Consider the following 21,021-nt stretch of genomic DNA (forward strand, 5'->3'; position numbering starts at 1 on the left):
ATAAGGGGTTTGGCACTTTTGTGTTTTTTATATTTTATCAAATAAACAACCCTAAAACTGCTCATTCTTCTCCCAAGATTCAACGATATAATGTGCAATCGTCGGATTGAAGCCTTTACCAACTAAAAACATAATCGCAGCAACTTCTGTTAATGCGTGTTCATGTGATGTATGTTTTGCTTCATTTAAACCGTAATCTACCCATGGTTTTACGAAATCTAGTACGGGTTTCTTGAAAGGTAAAAACTGTGTACCGACAACTTGTTGAATTTGTTGTTGTGTTGGTTCAGTAATTGGTCCAGGTGGCAATATTTGTGGTTGTGTAATGTCTAGTGTTGGTCCAGGCGGTAAAATTTGTGGTTGAGTTGGATCTATTGTTGGTGGTTTAGGTGGTGAGACACGTGCGTCGTAGTTTGGTTGATACATTTGTTGTTGGTATTGCGGTTGTTGTGGTTGAGTTGTGTATGGGTTTTGTGGTGCTGCATATGGATTTTGTTGATATTGTTGTTCTTGGTTTTGTGGTGCTACATATGGATTTTGAGGATATTGTTGTTCTTGGTTTTGTGGTGCTGCATATGGATTTTGTTGATATTGTTGTTCTTGGTTTTGTGGTATTACATATGGATTTTGAGGATATCGCTGTTCTTGATTTTGTGGTGCTGCATATGGATTTTGAGGATATTCATAATTTGGACGTGCGTCATATGGATTTTGTTGAAATTCAGTTTCTTGGTTTTGCGTTGTTGCATATGGGTTTTCGTCATATTGTGGTTCTTGCTGTTGTAACTCTTGTTCTTCGTATTGTTCTGTGTATCTCTGTTCTTGTTGTTGAGGATACAATGGTTGCCTTGGATAAGGCGGTTGATTATTATAGAACATGTTTATTCCTCCTTCATGATGATGCCTACCACCTAGTGTATGGGCGGACAAGAAAATATGTGATGAAAAAATGCGGGCGTGTTACAATAAGTAACTGGGTGAAGATAAAATGACAAAACAAGAAAAAATTCAAAAAACAATTACTTTTGTAAAACATATTTTAGAAAAAGATGCGAGTGGGCATGATTGGTATCATATTGAACGTGTACATAAAATGGCGATTTCTTTATCTGAGCAAGAAGGTGGAAATCGTTTTATAATTGAAATGGCAGCATTACTTCACGATGTGGCAGATGAAAAGCTAAATGAAAGTGAAGAAGCAGGAATGAAAAAAGTTTCTGATTGGTTAGAAGAGCTACGGGTTGAAGAAGAGGAAAGTAAACATATTCTTCATATCATCGCCAATATGTCTTATAAAGGTGGCCATGGCGGCACAGTAGAGTCACTTGAAGGGAAAATTGTTCAAGATGCGGATCGTTTAGATGCTCTTGGTGCAATAGGAATTGCTCGTACATTTGCATATGGCGGGGCAAAAGGGAGATTAATGTATGACCCAACTATTCCGCCGCGTGAAGAAATGACGAAAGAAGAATATAGAAAAAATAATGATCCATCTTTAAATCATTTTTATGAAAAACTTTTGAAATTAAAAGATTTAATGAATACGAATGCAGCAAAACAAGAGGCTGAAATTCGTCATCGTTATATGGAACAGTTTATTGAACAATTTATGAAAGAGTGGAATGCACAAATATGAAAATGTTAACTGTGGAGAACTTATCAAAATCATATGGGGAAAAGCCGTTATTTGATGGATTATCATGTAGTATTACAGAAGGACAACGTGTCGGAATTATTGGTGTAAACGGAACTGGTAAATCGACATTATTAAAAATTATTGCAGGATTAGAAACTCCTGATACAGGTGATATGACGCATTCACGTGGGTATACAATTAGTTATTTATCACAGCAACCAGAGTTTGATGAAAAACTGACAGTATTAGAGCAAGTGTTCCATGGTGATACACCTTTAATTCGTCTTCTTCGTGATTATGAAAAAGCACTATTAAATATTGAAAAAGATCCAAGTAATGAAAAAGTACAGGAACAATTATTTGCAGTGCAGCAACGTATGGATGCAATGAGTGCATGGGAAGCAAATGCAAATGCGAAATCTCTTTTAACGAAATTAGGAATTACGGACTTCACTGCAATTGTTGGGAACTTATCTGGTGGACAGAAAAAACGTATCGCAATGGCACAATGTTTTATTGAAACACCTGATTTATTAATTTTAGACGAGCCTACGAACCATCTTGACCATGAGACAGTTGAATGGTTAGAAGAATATTTAGCGAGATATACAGGTTCGGTATTACTTGTAACCCATGATCGTTATTTCTTAGATCGTGTGACGAATCGTATTTTTGAATTAGATAATGGTAAATTATATAGCTACGAAGGAAACTATAGTACATTTTTAGAAGCGAAAGCACTTCGTGAAGAGCAAGAATTGGCACAAGAATCCAAACGCCAAAATTTATATCGTCGTGAACTTGCTTGGATTCGTCGTGGTGCAAAAGCCCGTTCTACGAAACAAAAGGCGCGTATTCAGCGTTTTGATGAGCTAAAGGAACAAGAAGGACCAGCTGCAAAACAGTCAGTTGATATTGCACTAAGCGGAAGTCGTCTAGGAAAGAAAGTACTTGAGTTAAAAGATGTAACGAAAAAATTTGGCGATAAGACGGTATTACATAATTTTAATCATATTGTGAAACCGGGTGATCGTATCGGAATTATTGGGGCGAATGGAAGCGGGAAATCTTCCCTATTAAATATGCTTGCAGGTAAGTTATCTCCTGATAGTGGTGAAGTTGAAGTAGGACAAACTGTAAAAGTTGCTTATTATACGCAAGAAAATGAAGAGATGAATTTAAATCAGCGTATGATTGAATACATTAAAGAGATTGCAGAAGTTATTCATACGACAGATGGAAAAGTAATTGGTGCATCTCAAATGTTAGAACGTTTCTTATTCCCGACGCATTCACATGGTACACCACTTGGTAAACTATCTGGTGGTGAAAGAAGACGTTTATATTTATTACGTATTTTAATGGGAGAACCAAACGTACTTTTACTTGATGAACCTACGAACGATCTAGATACACAAACATTAACAGTACTAGAAGATTATTTAGAAGATTTCCCAGGTGTCGTTTTAACTGTATCGCATGACCGTTACTTCTTAGATAAAGTAGTAGATGAACTGTTCATCTTTACTGGTGGAGGCGAAGTGCGTGAGTTTTTAGGTAGTTATACAGATTATTTAGAAATGGAAAAAACGAGAGAACTTATGGAGAAAGCGGAAGTTCAAAAAGAGAAAAAAGTTGTAGAAGAAGCTCCAAAACAACAACGTAAACGTAAACTTTCATACAATGAACAGCGTGAATGGGAAACGATTGAAGATACAATTGCCGAACTTGAAGAGAAAATTGAGTCAATTGGAGAAGAACTTGCGAAAGTTGGATCTGACTTCACAAAGGCACAAGAATTATCTGAAGCACAGCAGAAAACAGAAGAAGAGCTAGAAAAAAAGATGGAAAGATGGAGTGAACTATCAGACATCGTTGAAGGATTAAAATAAAAACAAGCTGCATATATTGAAAAGTAAAGAGAAAAACTTTACACTATTGGTAGAACCTATTTTAGGAGGGAAAAAATGAGAACATCTAATCCAATGTTGAAAAAAGAGGCATTCCGTAAAGAGGGAGCAAGCGCTTCTGCGATGACGATTGGCGGAACAGTAGGCAAAACGTTTATTATGCTTATCTTGCTACTTGCAACGTCTGTCTATTCATACATACAAATGATGCAGGGGACGATGAAGATGCCAGTATTAATTGGTGCTTTAATCGTTGCGGCAATCATCGCATTTGCGTCTATGTTCTTCCCGCGTATTTCACCTTTTGGTGCACCAATCTATGCAGCGGTAGAAGGGGTTGTGTTAGGAAGTATTTCAGCAGTTTATACAATGAAATTTGGCGATTCTATCGTTTTAAATGCTGTATTACTAACAATCTCAATTCTATTTGCAATGTTAGTGTTATATGCAACACGCGTAGTAAAAGTAACGGATAAATTCCGTACAGGCGTTATGGCAGCAACACTTGGAATTATGGTTATGTATTTAGTCGTATTCCTACTAAATATGTTTGGTGTAACTGTTCCATACATTCACCAAGGTGGTACAATCGGTATTATTATTAGTGCAGTTGTTATCGTAGTTGCTGCATTAAACTTATTACTAGATTTCGATTTAATCGAAAATGGTGTACGTAGTCAAGCTCCGAAATATATGGAGTGGTATACTGCGATGGGACTAATGCTTACATTAGTATGGTTATACTTAGAAATTCTTCGTTTCGTTTCTTACTTTACGAAAAATGACTAATAAAAAAATCCTGCATGAAAAATGCAGGATTTTTTTATTTTCAAAGATAAATTGAATGTATGGTATAATATAATATGGATGTTATCAACTTGAATTGAATGAGATGGAATATGATGAAAGAGAAGAAAGGGATTATGAAAAAACTATTTTCTAAAAGTTTTTTCATAGAACTAGATGAAACTTTAACGTATCCATCATCAGAAGTTATTACTTCAGTGATTGAAGGATATGCAACTGAATGCAATGAGAGACTAAAATTTGAGAGTAAAGTTAAACTGATTACGTTCTACTTAGAAAATGTAATGTACCGTGCTGAAATAAAGATGGCTCGCGGAGGATATTACATAGCTTGTACTGAAGTGTAATAAATTTTGAAACCATACATGTTCGAACTATGTATGGTTTCTTTTTTTGTTTTGTAGGGTCTAAAATAATACTTTTTACTTACGGATATATCATTTTGTGCTTTTTACTATTCAAATACTTCTCCTTACAATGAAGAAAAATATGTGAGGTGGTATAACTTATGATGAATCGAGTTGTATTAATCGGTAGATTGACAAAGGAGCCAGAATTATACTACACAAAACAAGGCGTCGCTTATGCAAGAATATGTATTGCGGTGAATAGAGGATTTCGAAATAGTTTAGGTGAACAACAAGTCGATTTTATTAATTGTGTCGTTTGGCGCAAATCGGCTGAGAATGTAGCTGAATATTGTAAGAAGGGGTCGCTCGTTGGGATTACAGGGCGTATTCAGACTAGTAATTACGATGATGAACAAGGCAAGAGAATATATAGAACTGAAGTTGTGATTGAGAGTATTACCTTTTTGGAGAGAAGGCGGGAGGGGGCATCGTAATAAAAGGTGATTTTAAGTAATAGCTTCGGAAAAAATTGTGGAAAGTATTTTAATAAACTTAAAGAGGGGATACCGCCAGCTTTTTTGAAAAAACAAGTAAAGAGTATACAAAATTTTAGAACGTTTTTTGGCTAATCCAGTAACAAACGAGAATCGTAAAACCCATCACAGGATAGGAATGTATAAAAAGATGAATCGAGTGATAGAAAATAAAAAAAGGGATTCCTTCTGAGCGTAAGGAATCCTCCTTTTTGTTGCTACCGATAATGAGACGTTATGTTAACTTTACATGAATATGTTATACAATAGATAAAAAAGAGATGGGGAGAACAATGAGTATAAACTATCCATTTAAACCAAAATCAAATCGTTATTTAGTACCAGGACAATTTTGGACTATTCCTTTAGATAACAGTAAATTTGCATGTGGTAGAGTAATTGAAACAGATCCAAATAGTAGAAGGGGATTTTTAGCAGGTTTGATGGACTGGATCGGAGATAGCCCACCTATGGCTGAAAATTTAAAAGGTTGTAAAACGTTAATACAAATAGATGTTCATATTAAAACCATTCATGAAACAGCATTGGATGGTTTTATAAGTGGCTATCGTTCATTAGAATTAGATGGAATTGAAACAGAGTATTTCACTTCACAAATGGTTCATGATGAGAATTGTATGTTAATGAAAGGATATTCAGTACTTAGACAGGCGACCAAAGAAGAAGCAGATACGTATGATCAGTTCGGTTACGCAGGTTACATGATGATTAAATGTTACGCAGAAGATTTATTAGCAAATAAATAACTTCCAATAACGAAAAATATGTAAATAAGCTATCCATATGGATAGCTTATTTACATATTTTTTTGTTTAGCGTGTTTTTTTCAAAAATAATGGCGATGCCTCAAGAAATGGATAAAAAATAAAAATCATCGGAAACGAAAGCTTTTAAAATCCCGTTCCTAATTTAAAATGTAAAAAGAATGAAATAGTATGGTAGCGGGAAGAAAGTAGTAAAATTAAGCATCCGAGTAGGAGTATAGAGTGATAACATGTTACAATACAGCTAAGAACATGCAATAAAGGAGAGTTTTTTACGTGAAGATTAAAGCAATTGAACCGACGCCAAGTCCAAATACAATGAAAGTTATTTTGAATGAAGTATTACCATCAGGAGCGCGTAATAATTATACAAATGAAAATAAAGAACAAGCGCCAATGCAAGTGCAAGAAATTTTGAAAATTGAAGGCATTAAAGGTGTATATCATGTAGCCGACTTTTTAGCAGTGGAGCGAAATGCGAAGTATGACTGGAAAGTTTTATTACAACAAGTTCGTGCTGTTTTCGGCGAAGAAGTAGTGGAAGAAAGTGAAGAACAACAACTTGCTCATTTTGGAGAAGTGAAAGTGTTTGTTCAAATGTTCTTTACAATTCCAATGCAAGTAAAGTTAACAGATGGAACGACGGAAGAACGTGTTGGTTTACCAGATCGTTTTAAAGAATCAATTATGAAAGTGCAAATGTCTGCACCAAACGTTGTAAAAGAGCGTAAATGGGTGGAACAAAGTACACGTTACGGTAACTTTGAAGAAATCGGGAAAGAAGTAGTGGAAGAGATTGTTGCTGCTTATTCAGAAGAACGTGTAAATGAAACGGTTAAAGAATTATTAAATCAAGCAGGTGCTGTTGAAGTAACGATTCAAAAGCGTGAGCCATATAAAGTAACAGAAGAGATGATGAAAGATTCTGACTGGAAAAACCGTTTTGCAGCATTAGAACAAATGGATCCTACTGAAGAAGATATTCCAGTGTTGAAGATGGCGTTAGATGATGAAAAAGTTTCGATCCGCCGTTTAGCAACTGCGTATTTAGGTATGGTAAAAGGTGATGGAGTATTGCCATTATTATATAAAGCGTTATTAGATCGTTCAGTAAGTGTTCGCCGTACAGCAGGCGATTGCTTATCAGACGTAGGTGATCCAGCAGCGATGTTCGTTATGATTAAATCTCTGAAAGATTCAAGTAAATTAGTACGCTGGCGTGCAGCTATGTTCTTATTTGAGCTTGGAGATGAAAGTGCAATTCCAGCATTAAAAGCAGCGCAAGATGATCCAGAGTTTGAAGTAGCGATGCAAGCGCGTCTAGCATTAGAGCGTATTGAAGGCGGAGAAGAAGCAAAAGGTTCTGTATGGAAACAAATGACAGAGTCTCGTAAAGGGGAATAATATATGATTGTTTTCTATGATAGTTGGTGTCCGATGTGTACGGCGGTTGCAGAACGTACGAAAAAATTAGATAAAAAAGGTAAGATGAAATTTGTTTCATTTCGAGATGAAGATGTAGTTGAGAAGTATGAGCTTTCTCAAGAACTACAAAGTAAGATGGAACAAAGACTGTATATTTTTAAAAATAATAAGTGGTATGACGGCATTCAGAGCATAGATGTATTAGCAAAGGCCGTACCATCTTATTGGTTTGCCGTTCCTTTTATAAAGCTATCTATCGTACTTGGTTTTGGAAGTAAAGTATACGATTATATCGCTAATAATAGAAAACTTGTTCCAGTGGGACATTGCCGCGGTGGGGTTTGTGAAATCCCTACAAAAAAATGAAATCATCGTTATCTTTCTTTTGCACCTATTAATAGAGCGTGATATGATGAATTTGGAATGAAAGTTGAAGGAGAGATTACAAGATGTCAAATGCTTATGAAGAATACATGCGCCAAATGGTAATCCCAATGCGCCAAGAGTTAGTGCGTTCTGGGTTTGAAGAGTTAACTACAGAAGAAGCTGTAACAGAATTTATGGAAAATACATCAGGTACAACTTTAGTAGTTGTAAACTCTGTTTGTGGTTGTGCAGCTGGTTTAGCACGTCCATCAGCAGGTCAAGCGGTTGTTCGTGCTGAAAAACAACCTGATCATCTTGTAACTGTATTCGCAGGTCAAGATAAAGATGCTACCGCAAAAATGCGTGAATACTTCGGAGAAATCCCTCCATCTTCACCATCTATGGCATTATTAAATGGAAAAGAAGTTGTTCACTTCATTCACCGTCATGAAATTGAAGGTGCAACTATGGACGAAATTATTACGAACTTAGAGCAAGCTTTCGAAAAGAATTGCTAAAGAAGGGGGAGAGTAAATCTCCCTCTTTTCTTTATATAGAGGTGAAAGAATGATAGTAACAACAGCAGGAAGAACAAATAAAGAAATGACAGCATATGCAAAGGAGGTAGCAGAAGAATTAAATCGTTCTTTTATTTTACGTAATGATATACCAGTGCATAAATTACATGAGCAGTATGAACAAGATGTACTTGTCGTAGGAAAGAACCGATTAGCTATTTATCCGAAAGGTACGGAAGAATCATTTTTCTTTCATCCGAACTCAGCGATGTTTCGTGTGAAAAGGTTAATGCGTGGAGAGCACGATCCGTTTGTACAAGCTGCTAAATTAGAGAGCGGAATGACAGTGTTAGATTGTACGCTCGGTATGGCATCAGATAGTATTGTAGCTAGTTATGTTGTTGGTGAAAGTGGAACAGTAACAGGACTTGAAGGCAATGAATATATGGCTTATATCATGAAAAATGGTTTGAAAACATGGTCTTCATCTGTTTCTGAAATCGATGAAGCAATGCAAAGAATCCTAGTAAAGCAAACGGAGCATTTTTCATTTTTAGCGCAATGTGAAGACGATAGTTACGATGTCGTTTACCTTGATCCTATGTTTGAAGAAACTGTCATAGAATCTGACGGAATTAAAGGATTAAAACACTTCGCTTTGTATCATGATATTACTGATGAAACAATTGCGGAGGCGAAGCGAGTGGCGAGAAAGCGTGTCGTATTAAAAGATCATTTCCGTAGTTCTAGATTTGAAAAACACAATTTTCACGTATACAAAAGAAAAAGTGCTAAGTTTCACTTTGGTGTAATTGACCCTTGCTAATTGTTTGAAAAGATGTATAATAAGCAATAATTAATTAAATATACTGTCTGTGATGAAGAGAGTAGTCTTTTTTAGAAGGAAAGCGAGCTGGGGATGGTGTGAGCCTAGTACGGAAGAAAAAGATGAAGCGCACTTCGGAGATGCTTCTTGAACGAATAGTAGAGAAAGCCGAGGCCCCCTGTCCTCGTTATAAACGGGAAAGTGGTTCGTAACGAACAACAAGGGTGGTACCACGGGTTAAAACTCGTCTCTTTTTTAGAGACGAGTTTTTTGTGTTTTAAAAAATAAGGAGGTTAAATCATGGATTATAAAATGCAGTTTGCGGAAAGTTTATCTAATATTTTCACGAATGAACTAACGCAAAAACAAATTTTAGATTTAATTGAAACACCGAAACAAGATGAATTTGGAGATGCAGCGTTCCCATGCTTTTCATTAGCAAAGAAATACAAAAAAGCACCAGCTATTATCGCAAAGGAAGTTGCTGAGAAATTAAATAATCCGTTTTTTATGAAAGTAGAAGCCGTTGGTCCTTATGTAAATGTATTTTTCAATCGTGAAACTGTAAGTGATGCAGTATTAAAAACAGTTTTAGCGGAGAAAGAAGAGTTCGGTCAAAACCACTTTGGCTGTGAAAAAACAGTAGTAATTGATTATTCCTCTCCTAATATCGCGAAACCTTTTTCGATGGGGCATTTACGTTCTACAATGATAGGAAATTCGCTGAAACATATCGCTGAAAAATGTGGCTATGAAGTTGTAGGGATTAATTATATAGGAGATTGGGGAACACAGTTTGGAAAGTTAATTACGGCTTATAAAAAATGGGGAAATGAAGCAGTAGTTAAAGAAGATCCAATACGTGAGCTATTTAAGTTATATGTCCAATTCCATGAAGAGGTAAAAGACGACGAAGAACTAGAAGAAGAAGGACGTGCTTGGTTTAAGAAATTAGAAGAAGGTGATGAAGAAGCGGTAGAGCTTTGGAATTGGTTCCGTCATGAGTCCCTTAAAGAATTTTCTCGCATTTATGAACTTCTCGGCGTAGAATTTACTAATTTTCAGGGAGAAGCATTTTATAATAATTTAATGGAAGATTTTATTGGGATTTTAGAAGAACATGAGTTGCTTGAAGAATCAGAAGGTGCATTAGTCGTTAATTTAGAAGAAGAAGGAATGCCGCCTTGCTTAATTAGAAAATCAGATGGTGCGACGATTTATGCAACGCGTGACTTAACGGCAGCTTTATATCGTCAAAACACTTATGGGTTTGATAAAGCGCTATATGTTGTTGGTCCAGAACAAAGCTTACATTTCAATCAATTTTTCACCGTATTAAAAAAACTTGGCTATACTTGGGTTGATGGTATGGAACACGTACCGTTTGGCTTCATTTTAAAAGATGGTAAGAAAATGTCGACACGTAAAGGAAGAGTTATTTTACTTGAAGAAGTACTCGAAGAAGCAATCGAACTTGCAAAACAAAATATTGAAGAGAAAAATCCAAACTTAAAACAAAAAGAAGTAGTAGCAAAGCAAGTCGGTGTTGGTGCAGTCATCTTCCACGATTTAAAAAATGAGCGTATGCACAATATTGAATTCTCATTAGAAAACATGCTGAAATTTGAAGGAGAAACAGGCCCGTACGTACAGTACACACATGCACGTGCTTGTTCTATTTTAAGAAAAGAAAGTGTAGAATTTGAAACATGTACATTTGCTTTAAAAGACGATCATAGCTGGAGTGTCGTAAAATTACTAAATAAATTCCCGCAAATAATTGAAGCAGCTTTCAATAAAAATGAGCCATCGATTATTTCGAAATATGTATTAGATGTAGCACAATCATTCAATAAATATTACGGTAATGTTCGTATATTAGAAGAGAGCAAAGAAAAAGACAGCAGACTCGCATTGGTTTATGCTGTGACGGTTGTATTAAAAGAAGGATTACGTTTACTTGGGGTGGAGGCACCTGAGGAAATGTAACATAGTAGTAAACTGACAAACTGGGTCTAGTATAAACCTGGTTTGTTTTTTTATTGGATATATATTTTTTTTGCAAAATCAATTAAAATCTTTTTAGAGAGGGTGATTCATATTGATTCGAACTTTTATTTTACAAATTCCTTGTCATAGAAGATTAGATAGGAGTTTTTTTAAACTACAAAAGTACATACCTTTATGTGCGCGTTGTACAGGCATGCTTATTGGTATTTTAATGTTTCCAATTTATTTTTATATGACACCTTCATTTCTTTTGGCAATCATACTATCATTTTTCGCTCAAATGCCGTTACTTATCGATGGGTTCACCCAAAAGTGGAAATGGAGAAGTAGCTCAAATTTGCTAAGAATAACTACTGGTGTATTAAGCGGTAATGGTATGGGATTATTCATTTCCTCTAGTGTTATATGGATATTATCTTAAGATATATAGTAATGGAGGTATTTACATAGATGTTCTGGATTTATTTAATTCTAATTTTTATTTCAGGCGGAAGTGGAATTGGTTTTATGACTCAAAATAAGTATACAGAAGCAATAATAGCTTTTGTTATTTGTATACTATTGTTTGGGCTACTGTATTATTATCTTAAAAGAAACAAAAGAAAGAGAAAAGCAGATTGTGACGATTTAGACTGTACGGATTGTTTTGATTGTGATTGTACTTGTTAAATTTTTCTTCCAAATAAAAAGCTAGTGTATTATTAAAAATACACTAGCTTTTTTGCTTTGAAATTTTAAGAAAAGTGTAGGAATACGGCTATTATATAGAGAACTTTAGTTTTGTATATAATAGGAGGCGGGAAAATAATCTGTTTTGAACCACATTGGATTTCTAATATGGCTTCTTATTTACTAGATGGGGAGAAACAATCGGAATTTATTCAGCTAGGTGTTTTGCAGAAATTATTTGAAAGTGATACGCAAAGAAATGGTAAAGATGGCAATATAGGCATGAAAATACCGATATATTTAAGTGAATTAGGTGTGAAAAATATTGAATGTAGAGTAAGCGATAAAGTGAACTTTTTAGATTCAAATATGCATCACAATGATAAAAACGATTTGTATCAATCATTAAAAGAAGAGGGGATTGCAGGTGATCCGGGTGATAAGCAACAATTTGTAGAACGTTTAATAGCCAGAGGATTAACATATGATAATGCGCTAGCTCAATATGAAGCTGAACTACGATTTTTTAAGGCATTTCATCTTCATTCTTTTTTAGTATATGCTCCGAATATGAAAATTACATTTGGTGAAATAGAATGTTGAAAGATAGTGATTTATTAAGGAGTGCTACCTTCAATATATGGAACCATGATAGTCTTTGGTTGGAGAGATCAGAAGCTATTTGTGAGGAAATTCGAACTATTTCTCCACATATTCTTGCTCTACAGGAGGTTAGAAGTTGTGTTAATTTGAATTCAAAGAAAAATGTTGCACAGTATATAGCGGGTCAAATAGGGTATCCGTTTTGTATATTTAAGGAGTACCCTGATTTAATGAATGAGAAAAATGTCATTTTTTGTTGGTAAGTCGATATTCACCGTATAATCGCTGATATATCTTGAAAATCGCCGATATATTTTAAGAATCGCTGATATATTTAAATTATCGCCGGTATAATTTCATGTACTGTTTTTAACTGACAAAAGATAGGATACACATGTTACGTTATTCTATATAATCAAACAAAATACAGAGAAAAACAATCATTTTTACTATATTTTGTTATAAATTTGAATAATATTAATTAATACCATCCATTATAAGAGATTTTAGTTGAATACATACTATATGGTGTGTAAAATCTAAGCAAGTAGCAGTATAAATATAAATTCGAGGTGAATGCATGCTAGATTTTAAGCAGTTAGAAACTTGTTTGAAAGATAAGAGATTTGTAGACGGATTACAGGAAATAAATAATGAAATTGCATATATAAAAGAAACGAATACTTTATCCTATGTGAAGAATTGGCTTGCCAATATTCCTTCGCATAAGGAGTTTGATATATTAATTCGCCTTACTGATGAAGGGCTTATGCACCAATACAGTTCATTTCTCATTCGCTACGCTTATAAAAAATTCCCAAATATGAGAACGCTCTCTTTATATTGTGATGAGTTAATTGATGAGCGAAAAATTCTTGAAGCAGAGCAGTTGTTAAAATCTTCTTTAGAAGAGTTAGGTAAAGAAGAAATAGATGCAGATTTTTTAGCGAAAACATATTTTACGTTAGTACGATGTCTTTTAGAAATGAAACGAAACGAAGAAGCGCTAATGTATATGAAAAAAGCAGAGGAGTACAGTACACGTGCAGTCTTTGATAAATGGGGCTACGTTTATATGCATACAGGTGAATGGGAGAAAGCGGAAGAACAATTTATTGCTGGCATACAGCATGAAGATTGTGAAGAGTTATCTACCTATTTATTATCACAATTGTATGCGAATAAAGGGGAACAAAAACGTGCAATACAGTTAATTGATGATGCGATTGTAAAGTTTCCACAAGTACCATATTTTCATTTTGAGAAGGTAAAGTATTTATTAGATTTAGAGCAATATGAAGAAATGTTAGCGGTAATAGATAACATAAATACTCAGCTGCCATATCATGCCTATAATACTTACTTTGTACATTTACGTGCAGAAGCGTTGTACAAAATGAATAAGTTTGCAGATTTACAAAAGCTATTAAGAGAAGAAAAGAGTTTAAAAGAATCTTTATATCATAATTTAGAAAAAAATCCGGATGGAAAAAAGGTTCACTTGCCGATAGTTCCTATTGTACAAAAGGATAATTATTGTGTTCCGACAAGTTTAGAGATGATGTTGCGTATATGGGGAGAGAAACGTACACAAGATGAAATAGCAGAGTTTATTTTTGATATGACAGGTTCGAAGTTTTCAGATACTGTTTCTTATTTAGAAGAATTAGGTTATGAATATCGTTATTTTAAAGGGAATGAAGAGAATTATAAGAGACTGATTGACGAAGGAATTCCTGTTTTATTAAGTATAGATATTGAGCATGCTTCACACGTACAAGTTCTATCTGGATATGATGATACATTGCAAGCTTTCTATGTTCAAGATCCAAACTTTATAGAACCAGTTCTTGTGGAATATAGTAAATTACAAGAAAAATATCGTTATACAGGCTGTTTAGCAATCACGTTTGTTCCGAAAGAAAAGAAGGAGCAACTAGCGTTTCTAAGTGAAGAAGAAAATCGTTATTTTAAATCTATTTTTTCTCTTACGGATCATTTAGATGAACATGACAAAGAGGGAATTAGTAACTTAGTACAATTTTTAAAAGAAACGAGTGATAATCCAAATACGTGGTTATATACGATAAAGCACTTAGATGTTGAAGTAGATAAAGAATTTATTTTATATTGTATCGATAAGTTAATGGAAAAGTTTCCGAACTCGGACTTTGTTAAATTGCATGGTGCACAGTGTTTTATTCGTCTTCAGGAAGTAGACAAAGCCGAGCAAATGCTGACAAGCGTTGAGAAGAAAAATAATCGTGCATTATATCATTTGATAAATGGAAGATATGCTTTTGAGCAGGAAAGTTATATAGAAGCAATTTCAAGCTTTCGTTCATCGTTACAATTAGACGCAGATCAGCCTATTGCTTGGAGTTTTCTCGCTTTATCCTATATGTATATTGATCAATCTGAAAAAGCATTGCAATACTCTCAAGTTGCGTTAGAGCGTAGTCCTGAAAGGTTTACTTTAACGAATCACGGTTTAATATTAATAGATTTAGAAAGATATGAAGAAGCATATGAAATCTTTAATGACTTGTTAAAAGAGTATAAATATGAAGCACATGTATGGTATGAACGAGCGAGATGTGCACATCAACTAGGAAAATTATATTTAGCAATAAAAGGGCTTAAAGTAGCGATTCTTTTGGATAGTAATGCACCTTACATTTATACGAAACTTTCGGAAATATACGAATCTGATTTGAAGGATGAGGAAAGTACGAAAGAAATTTTATTAAACGGTATTGAGAATTGTGATGATAAAGCACCTCTTTACGTAAAATTAGGTGACTATAATTTTCAAAATGATAGCTTGGAAGAAGCAGAAGTATTGTATAAGCGTGCTTTAGAAGAAAATGATGAGGATGTTTATTCTCACTTCGGACTTACACAAGTGTATATGGCAAGAGAACAATACAAGGAAGCAAAAGAATATATTCTTGGTCTTGAGAAGCAAATTGAAAAGAGCCAAGATTTCCTCATGAATGCAGGAATGGTTTTATGGGATGCTGAAATTGAACTTGGTGGAAATGAAGAAGGATTTAAAGTAGCGCTATCTAAGTTAGAAAATGGTATAAAGAAAAGTGATTATAATGTAGCAAGTGCGTTAGATGAATATGTGAATCGAATTAAAGGAACGGAATTTGTACAACGAGGTATAGCGTTTTTAAGAACGTTACACAAAGAAAGAAATGAAGTAAGTGAGTACGGTTGTTATGCAGGTATTTTATATGAATCTATTGGACAGTATGGCCAAGCGATGAAAAGATATAATAAGGCGATAGAACAAAAGGACACGGCATTACCGTATTACCGAATTGGTGAAACACTTATGGCATTAGGGCAATTGACGGAAGCAAAACAAGCGTATGAAACATGTTTAGAGCTTGATGGGAATTTCGTAGGTGTACATTTACAGCTTGCGGAAATATACGAAAAAGAAGAAAACCGTTCTAAAGAACAAAGTCATATGGTTCAGGCGATGAAGGAAGAGCCATTGCATATTAATATGGAATATTTGGCACAGCTTTCAGTAGATATGAATCTTCAGGAAGAATTGCTGACGGAACTAGAACAATTAGCGGACGAAGTACCTGAAATATGGCGTTTAGATGCGATTGCATATGTGCATGGTGTGATGAATGAAATAGATAAAGAACAAGAACAGATTGAATACGCGCTACAATTAGATGGTGAGCATATAGAAGTTCTATATCATTATGCAAAAGTATTAGTGAAAAAAAGAAATGTAAAAGCAATTGAAGTTGCAATGAAAGTAATACAAAAAGATTTTGATAATGAACGTATATTTGATGTTTATGTAAAAGCAGTAGAGCAACATAAAAAATTGTCTAACATACGAGATTTTCTTCATACGTTAAAGGTGAAAAAAGCAGAAAGAAGTACAGCATTCATGTATGCTGCAGCTGCGGTTACGGAAATATGGATTGAACGGCAGCTGCATGAACAGCCAAAACGATCTATCATTACGAGAGCTTTTTATCGTATGAAAAATCGTGCGAAAGAAATTTCAATGGTTACTATGATAATTGATTTATATGAAATCTCTTTAAAGTTAAATCCGAAAAATAGTATGGCAGCACAGCGATTTGCGCTATTTTATGAGAATGTAGAGATGAATAAAGAAGCAATAGAGATTTTGCACACGTCACTAGAAAATAGATGGGATTATGAAGTAGCGAAGCAACTTGTAAATCTTTTCGTTGAGTGCGAGGAAGAAGATATGTTAAGAGATGCTTTGGAATTAACGAAGCAAATGGTTCGAGAACTACCAGATGATTATGATACACTTCTTCTGCAAGCACAAGTATTCTTTAAAGCAGGGGAAGAAAGAAAAGCAGAAAAGATGATCTTACAATTAATGGAGCAAACACCGTTCGTAAGTAGAGCATTTCTTGCTTTAGGAGAAATGTATCAAAGTCAAGAAAGGTTTGAAGAGGCAATTCATCTATTAGAAAATGCTTCTATAAATCATCCAAATGAAACAGCAATTCTCCTTTCTTTAGCGTCTTCATATCATGGTGCCGGCCAAACACTAAAGGCAGAAAAAATAGCAAATGAAGTATTAACAATGGATGCAAGTGATTTGTTAGCAAGATATGATCGTGCTTGTTATTTAGCACAGTTAAATAGAAATGAAGAGGCGAAGAAAGAGCTTGAAATTGTCCTTCGTGAGGATGAATCGGGATTCTTTGCTGAACTTATTGAGGATGATGAAAATTTAGCAGCATTGCGAGAATTTGAAAAGTAATTGTATAAGAATAGGGGAAAAGATAAGGATATATTTTGAATTAGTTGACAATTAGTTGTCAAATGGCATAAAATAACTTTTAACAAAGTATACAAATCTGAAGACGAGAAAGAGTAAAATAGTGAACTGTTCTCCAGAGAGCCGGTATATTGCTGAAAGCCGGTGGGCAGACGTTATTTGAAAATCATCTCCGAGGAGCCGAGGCTGAAAGTGAGTAAGCCCGGACGGATGTCTACCGTTACAAAGAACACGTATGATAGTACGTTGCTAAGCGCTATTAGTGAAAAAGCTAATAGAATTAGGGTGGTAACGCGGGTAAACCCGTCCCTACTTCATAGGGACGGGTTTTTTGTGTGCTTTTAAAACATTCAAAGGAGTGATTGTAGATGAAGAAAGTAGATGTAAAAGAGTCAGCTGTAGGGAGAGAAACACGTATTCGTAAGCAGTGGAACGAACAAAGCATTTTTGAACAATCAATTCAGAATCGAGAAGGCGCGCAATCGTTTGTGTTTTATGAAGGACCACCAACGGCGAACGGTTTACCACACGTCGGCCATGCACTTGGTCGGGCAATTAAAGATTTAGTAGCAAGATATAAAACGATGGCTGGTTATAAAGTAGTAAGAAAAGCAGGATGGGATACACATGGTTTACCTGTAGAACTAGGTGTTGAGAAGCAACTTGGTATTTCTGGTAAACATGAGATCGAAGAATATGGCATTGAACCATTTATTCAAAAGTGTAAAGAGAGTGTTTTCACATATGAAAAGCAGTGGCGTGAATTCACTGAAAGTATTGGTTATTGGGTAGATATGGATGATCCATATGTAACTTTAAAGAATCCATATATCGAAAGTGTATGGCATATTTTGGGAACAATCCATGAAAAAGGATTGTTATATAAAGGACATAGAGTTTCACCATACTGTCCAAGCTGCCAAACCTCATTGAGCTCACATGAGGTTGCACAAGGGTATAAAACAGTAAAAGATTTAAGTGCAACTGTGAAGTTTAAAGTGAAAGATAGTGAAAATGAGTATTTCTTAGGCTGGACAACAACGCCTTGGACACTTCCAGCAAACGTAGCGCTTGCTGTACATCCAAATATGGAATATGTTAAAGCAAAACAAGAAGGTCATGTATACATTGTTGCGAAAGAACGTGTACAAGAAGTATTAAAAGAAAACTATGAAGTATTATCTGTTCATAAAGGCGAAGAATTATTAAACACATCTTATACAGCGCCATTTCCGATGAAAGAAGTTACAAATGGTTACCGCGTTATCGCAGCAGAGTTTGTAACGGCAGATAGTGGTACAGGACTTGTTCATATTGCTCCAGCATATGGAGAGGACGATTATAGAGTTGTTCAAAGTGAAGGATTGTCATTCTTGCACGTTGTAGATGAAAAAGGTGAGTATACAGAAGCGGTACCATTTTTGAAAGGTAAATTTGTAAAAGATTGTGACGTTGACATTGTTCGTTATTTAGCGAAAGAAGGTTTACTATATCATAAAGAAAAATATGAACATAGCTATCCACATTGCTGGCGTTGTGATTCACCACTTCTTTATTATGCAGGAGAAAGTTGGTTAATCCGAACAACTGCAATTAAAGATACATTTTTACAAAATAATGATTCAGTTACTTGGTATCCGGATCATATGAAACATGGACGCTTTGGTAAGTTTTTAGAAAATATGGTGGACTGGAATATTAGCCGAAATAGATATTGGGGAACGCCATTAAACGTATGGGAATGTGAAAGTTGTGATCATCAGTTTGCGCCGAAAAGCATTGCCAAATTAAGAAAGCATAGTACGAAAGAAACACCGGAAGATTTAGAATTGCATAAGCCTTATGTAGATGAAGTTCAAGTCTGCTGCGAAAAATGCGGAGGCACAATGAATCGTACACCAGAAGTAATTGATGTTTGGTTTGATAGTGGTTCCATGCCATTTGCACAATATCATTACCCATTTGAAAATAAAGAGTTATTTGAAGAGCAGTTTCCAGCTGATGTTATTGCAGAGGGAATTGATCAAACACGCGGCTGGTTTTATAGTTTATTAGCAGTCTCAGCACTGTATACAGGAAAAGTACCGTATAAACGAGTGTTATCACTAGGGCATGTTTTAGATGAAGAAGGGCAGAAAATGTCTAAAAGTAAAGGGAATGCACTAGATCCAGTTGATTTAGTAGATAAGTTTGGTGCAGATGCGCTAAGATGGGCTTTACTTGTTGATAGTGCTCCGTGGAATGCGAAGCGTTTTTCTGAAAGAACCGTACTGGAAGCGAAATCTAAATTTGTAGATACATTAGTCAATGTGTATAGCTTCTACGTTTTATATGCAAATTTAGATGAGTATAACCCGAAAGAAACGTATGATGTAAAGCGTACGAAATTAGACGAATGGGTATTATCAAGATTGCATAGTACAACGAAAAAAGTGAGAACAGCACTTGATGATTATCAATTTACGAATGCAGCTCGTGAAATTGCAGCACTTGTAGATGAAGTGAGTAACTGGTATGTAAGACGCTCACGTAATCGTTTCTGGGAATCTGGTATGAACGCTGAAAAAGCTGCTGCGTATGAGACACTTCATGAAGTACTTGTAACAATTAGTAAATTAATTGCACCATTCACACCGTTTGTCGCGGAAGACATTCATCTTAATTTAGAAGGAAGTAGTGTTCATTTAGCTGATTATCCAGTTGTAAATGAATCACTACTTCAGCCGAAATTAGAAGCGGAAATGGATGCTGTTTTACAAGTTGTTGAACTTGGAAGAAGTAACCGTAATCAGCATTCTTTAAAAGTAAAACAGCCGCTAGCAGAACTTGTATTACTTGAGCATAACGAGAATGATATGGATTGGGAATCTTATCGTGATATCGTTATGGATGAGTTAAATGTAAAAGCGTTCCATGTTGAACTCGATGAAACAAAATACACATCATATCAATTGAAGCTTAATTTTAAAACAGCGGGGCCGAAGTTCGGTAAAAATGTGAATGCAGTGAATGGTTGGCTAAAACAATTATCACAAGAAGAAGTGCAAAACTTTGTATCAACAGGAAGAGCAGTTTACGAAGCAACACCAGGAGAAGAAGTAGTTGTAACTGCTGAAGATGTGTTAGTTGAGAAAGTTGCAAAATCAGGATTCTCTAATACGACTAACGGACAATACACAGTTATGTTAGATACGAATGTAACGGAAGAATTGTTACAAGAAGGAGTAGCGCGTGAATTCATTCGTGCGGTTCAAGAATATCGTAAACAGTTGAATTTACCAGTTAATTTACGAGTCGATGTTATTCTCGATACAGAAGTAGAGCTACAGCGAACGTTAACGAACCATAAAGATTTATTGGAAGAAAACTTACTCGTTAAACAATTTACATTTGGTCACTTAACGAACGAAGACGATGAACTTTCTTTAGGTGAGACAAAACTTAGAATTAAATTAAGTGCGGCTAATTAAAGAAAAAAGGAAGTTGGAATGATTCCAACTTCCTTTTTTGTATGATTAGAATTTATTTGACTATACATTCGATAGGATTACTAGCAATTTTCTTTTTTCATAGCGTACCGAAAACAATACTGTAGAAATATATTTCTACAGTATTGTTTTCACTTTACACATAAATATTGAGAAAATTTCACTTACCTCAAATGGAAAGGTAATAGAATTGTCCATAGAGAATTACTCCTAGATTCAATTTTTATCCCTCCATTTTGTGGAGAATGATTGCTGAGTGGTAACGGGATAAGGTTGAGCTACTTTATTAGGGGG

16 protein-coding genes, 2 pseudogenes and 2 other annotated features are annotated in these 21,021 nt (G+C 35.0%); of the genes and pseudogenes, 17 read left to right on the forward strand and 1 reads right to left on the reverse strand.

The window, feature by feature from the left end:
* Positions 1-51: 51 nt before the first annotated feature.
* Positions 52-879: a hypothetical protein gene (locus ASE54_RS04035; RefSeq protein WP_000499713.1), complete on the reverse strand. Its 828-nt coding sequence runs from the start codon at positions 877-879 to the stop codon at positions 52-54.
* Positions 880-988: 109 nt separating this feature from the next.
* Between ASE54_RS04035 and ASE54_RS04040 the strand changes: the two genes are divergently transcribed.
* The 17 genes and pseudogenes from ASE54_RS04040 to ileS all read left to right on the forward strand — a co-directional run bounded on the left by ASE54_RS04040 (position 989) and on the right by ileS (position 20,709).
* Positions 989-1,636, forward strand: coding sequence for an HD domain-containing protein (locus tag ASE54_RS04040; protein ID WP_000165966.1), 648 nt, complete (start codon positions 989-991; stop codon positions 1,634-1,636).
* Positions 1,633-3,528: an ABC-F family ATP-binding cassette domain-containing protein gene (locus tag ASE54_RS04045; protein ID WP_000783172.1), complete on the forward strand. Its 1,896-nt coding sequence runs from the start codon at positions 1,633-1,635 to the stop codon at positions 3,526-3,528. The genes ASE54_RS04040 and ASE54_RS04045 overlap by 4 nt, the downstream gene beginning before the upstream one ends.
* A gap of 75 nt (positions 3,529-3,603) precedes the next feature.
* Positions 3,604-4,335: a Bax inhibitor-1/YccA family protein gene (locus tag ASE54_RS04050; protein ID WP_001260655.1), complete on the forward strand. Its 732-nt coding sequence runs from the start codon at positions 3,604-3,606 to the stop codon at positions 4,333-4,335.
* A gap of 110 nt (positions 4,336-4,445) precedes the next feature.
* Positions 4,446-4,700, forward strand: a complete 255-nt coding sequence (locus ASE54_RS04055; protein ID WP_014895230.1) for a DUF4318 domain-containing protein — start codon at positions 4,446-4,448, stop codon at positions 4,698-4,700.
* Between the two features lie 161 nt (positions 4,701-4,861).
* Positions 4,862-5,197, forward strand: coding sequence for a single-stranded DNA-binding protein (locus ASE54_RS04060; protein ID WP_000982011.1), 336 nt, complete (start codon positions 4,862-4,864; stop codon positions 5,195-5,197).
* Positions 5,198-5,529: 332 nt separating this feature from the next.
* Positions 5,530-6,003 carry an Imm26 family immunity protein gene (locus ASE54_RS04065; RefSeq protein ID WP_000026686.1) on the forward strand — a complete coding sequence of 158 codons (474 nt, stop codon included), beginning with the start codon at positions 5,530-5,532 and terminating at the stop codon, positions 6,001-6,003.
* Between the two features lie 294 nt (positions 6,004-6,297).
* The gene (locus ASE54_RS04070) at positions 6,298-7,425 is read left to right on the forward strand and encodes a conserved virulence factor C family protein (protein WP_000692582.1); all 1,128 of its coding nucleotides are present in this window, start codon (positions 6,298-6,300) and stop codon (positions 7,423-7,425) included.
* Positions 7,426-7,428: 3 nt separating this feature from the next.
* Entirely contained in the window at positions 7,429-7,812 is a 384-nt protein-coding gene (locus tag ASE54_RS04075; protein ID WP_000634874.1) for a DCC1-like thiol-disulfide oxidoreductase family protein, read from the forward strand.
* A gap of 83 nt (positions 7,813-7,895) precedes the next feature.
* The gene (locus ASE54_RS04080; RefSeq protein ID WP_000063708.1) at positions 7,896-8,330 is read left to right on the forward strand and encodes a BrxA/BrxB family bacilliredoxin; all 435 of its coding nucleotides are present in this window, start codon (positions 7,896-7,898) and stop codon (positions 8,328-8,330) included.
* A 49-nt stretch (positions 8,331-8,379) separates the two neighbouring features.
* A complete protein-coding gene (locus ASE54_RS04085; protein ID WP_000637432.1) occupies positions 8,380-9,156 on the forward strand; it encodes a class I SAM-dependent methyltransferase in 777 nt (258 codons plus the stop codon).
* A 40-nt stretch (positions 9,157-9,196) separates the two neighbouring features.
* Positions 9,197-9,411: a binding site (T-box leader), on the forward strand.
* A gap of 45 nt (positions 9,412-9,456) precedes the next feature.
* Positions 9,457-11,145, forward strand: coding sequence for an arginine--tRNA ligase (gene argS, locus ASE54_RS04090; RefSeq protein WP_000384899.1), 1,689 nt, complete (start codon positions 9,457-9,459; stop codon positions 11,143-11,145).
* 112 nt (positions 11,146-11,257) lie between these two features.
* Positions 11,258-11,587, forward strand: coding sequence for a DUF2085 domain-containing protein (locus ASE54_RS04095; RefSeq protein ID WP_000621478.1), 330 nt, complete (start codon positions 11,258-11,260; stop codon positions 11,585-11,587).
* Between the two features lie 29 nt (positions 11,588-11,616).
* Positions 11,617-11,835 (forward strand): hypothetical protein, encoded by a 219-nt coding sequence (locus ASE54_RS04100; protein ID WP_000498604.1) that lies wholly within the window; start codon positions 11,617-11,619, stop codon positions 11,833-11,835.
* Between the two features lie 126 nt (positions 11,836-11,961).
* A pseudogene (locus ASE54_RS04105) lies at positions 11,962-12,438 on the forward strand (methyltransferase); the annotation flags it as partial.
* Positions 12,432-12,665: pseudogene (locus ASE54_RS37505) on the forward strand (hypothetical protein); the annotation flags it as partial. The pseudogenes ASE54_RS04105 and ASE54_RS37505, both read left to right, overlap by 7 nt.
* 353 nt (positions 12,666-13,018) lie before the next feature.
* Complete coding sequence (locus ASE54_RS04115) at positions 13,019-17,221, forward strand: bacteriocin-processing peptidase family protein (protein ID WP_000883842.1); 4,203 nt, start codon at positions 13,019-13,021, stop codon at positions 17,219-17,221.
* A 91-nt stretch (positions 17,222-17,312) separates the two neighbouring features.
* Positions 17,313-17,553: a binding site (T-box leader), on the forward strand.
* A 54-nt stretch (positions 17,554-17,607) separates the two neighbouring features.
* Complete coding sequence (gene ileS, locus ASE54_RS04120; RefSeq protein WP_000754898.1) at positions 17,608-20,709, forward strand: isoleucine--tRNA ligase; 3,102 nt, start codon at positions 17,608-17,610, stop codon at positions 20,707-20,709.
* Positions 20,710-21,021 lie beyond the last annotated feature (312 nt).

The sequence above is a fragment of the Bacillus sp. Root131 genome (assembly GCF_001429475.1).
Taxonomy (GTDB): Bacteria; Bacillota; Bacilli; order Bacillales; family Bacillaceae_G; genus Bacillus_A; species Bacillus_A thuringiensis_S.

Bases quoted from the DNA above. Each gene is read 5' to 3' on its own strand.
- ASE54_RS04035 (WP_000499713.1), bottom strand. From the start codon at position 879: ATGTTCTATAATAATCAACCGCCTTATCCAAGGCAACCATTGTATCCT.
- ASE54_RS04040 (WP_000165966.1), top strand. From the start codon at position 989: ATGACAAAACAAGAAAAAATTCAAAAAACAATTACTTTTGTAAAACAT.
- ASE54_RS04045 (WP_000783172.1), top strand. From the start codon at position 1,633: ATGAAAATGTTAACTGTGGAGAACTTATCAAAATCATATGGGGAAAAG.
- ASE54_RS04050 (WP_001260655.1), top strand. From the start codon at position 3,604: ATGAGAACATCTAATCCAATGTTGAAAAAAGAGGCATTCCGTAAAGAG.
- ASE54_RS04055 (WP_014895230.1), top strand. From the start codon at position 4,446: ATGATGAAAGAGAAGAAAGGGATTATGAAAAAACTATTTTCTAAAAGT.
- ASE54_RS04060 (WP_000982011.1), top strand. From the start codon at position 4,862: ATGATGAATCGAGTTGTATTAATCGGTAGATTGACAAAGGAGCCAGAA.
- ASE54_RS04065 (WP_000026686.1), top strand. From the start codon at position 5,530: ATGAGTATAAACTATCCATTTAAACCAAAATCAAATCGTTATTTAGTA.
- ASE54_RS04075 (WP_000634874.1), top strand. From the start codon at position 7,429: ATGATTGTTTTCTATGATAGTTGGTGTCCGATGTGTACGGCGGTTGCA.
- ASE54_RS04080 (WP_000063708.1), top strand. From the start codon at position 7,896: ATGTCAAATGCTTATGAAGAATACATGCGCCAAATGGTAATCCCAATG.
- ASE54_RS04085 (WP_000637432.1), top strand. From the start codon at position 8,380: ATGATAGTAACAACAGCAGGAAGAACAAATAAAGAAATGACAGCATAT.
- argS (WP_000384899.1), top strand. From the start codon at position 9,457: ATGGATTATAAAATGCAGTTTGCGGAAAGTTTATCTAATATTTTCACG.
- ASE54_RS04100 (WP_000498604.1), top strand. From the start codon at position 11,617: ATGTTCTGGATTTATTTAATTCTAATTTTTATTTCAGGCGGAAGTGGA.
- ASE54_RS04115 (WP_000883842.1), top strand. From the start codon at position 13,019: ATGCTAGATTTTAAGCAGTTAGAAACTTGTTTGAAAGATAAGAGATTT.
- ileS (WP_000754898.1), top strand. From the start codon at position 17,608: ATGAAGAAAGTAGATGTAAAAGAGTCAGCTGTAGGGAGAGAAACACGT.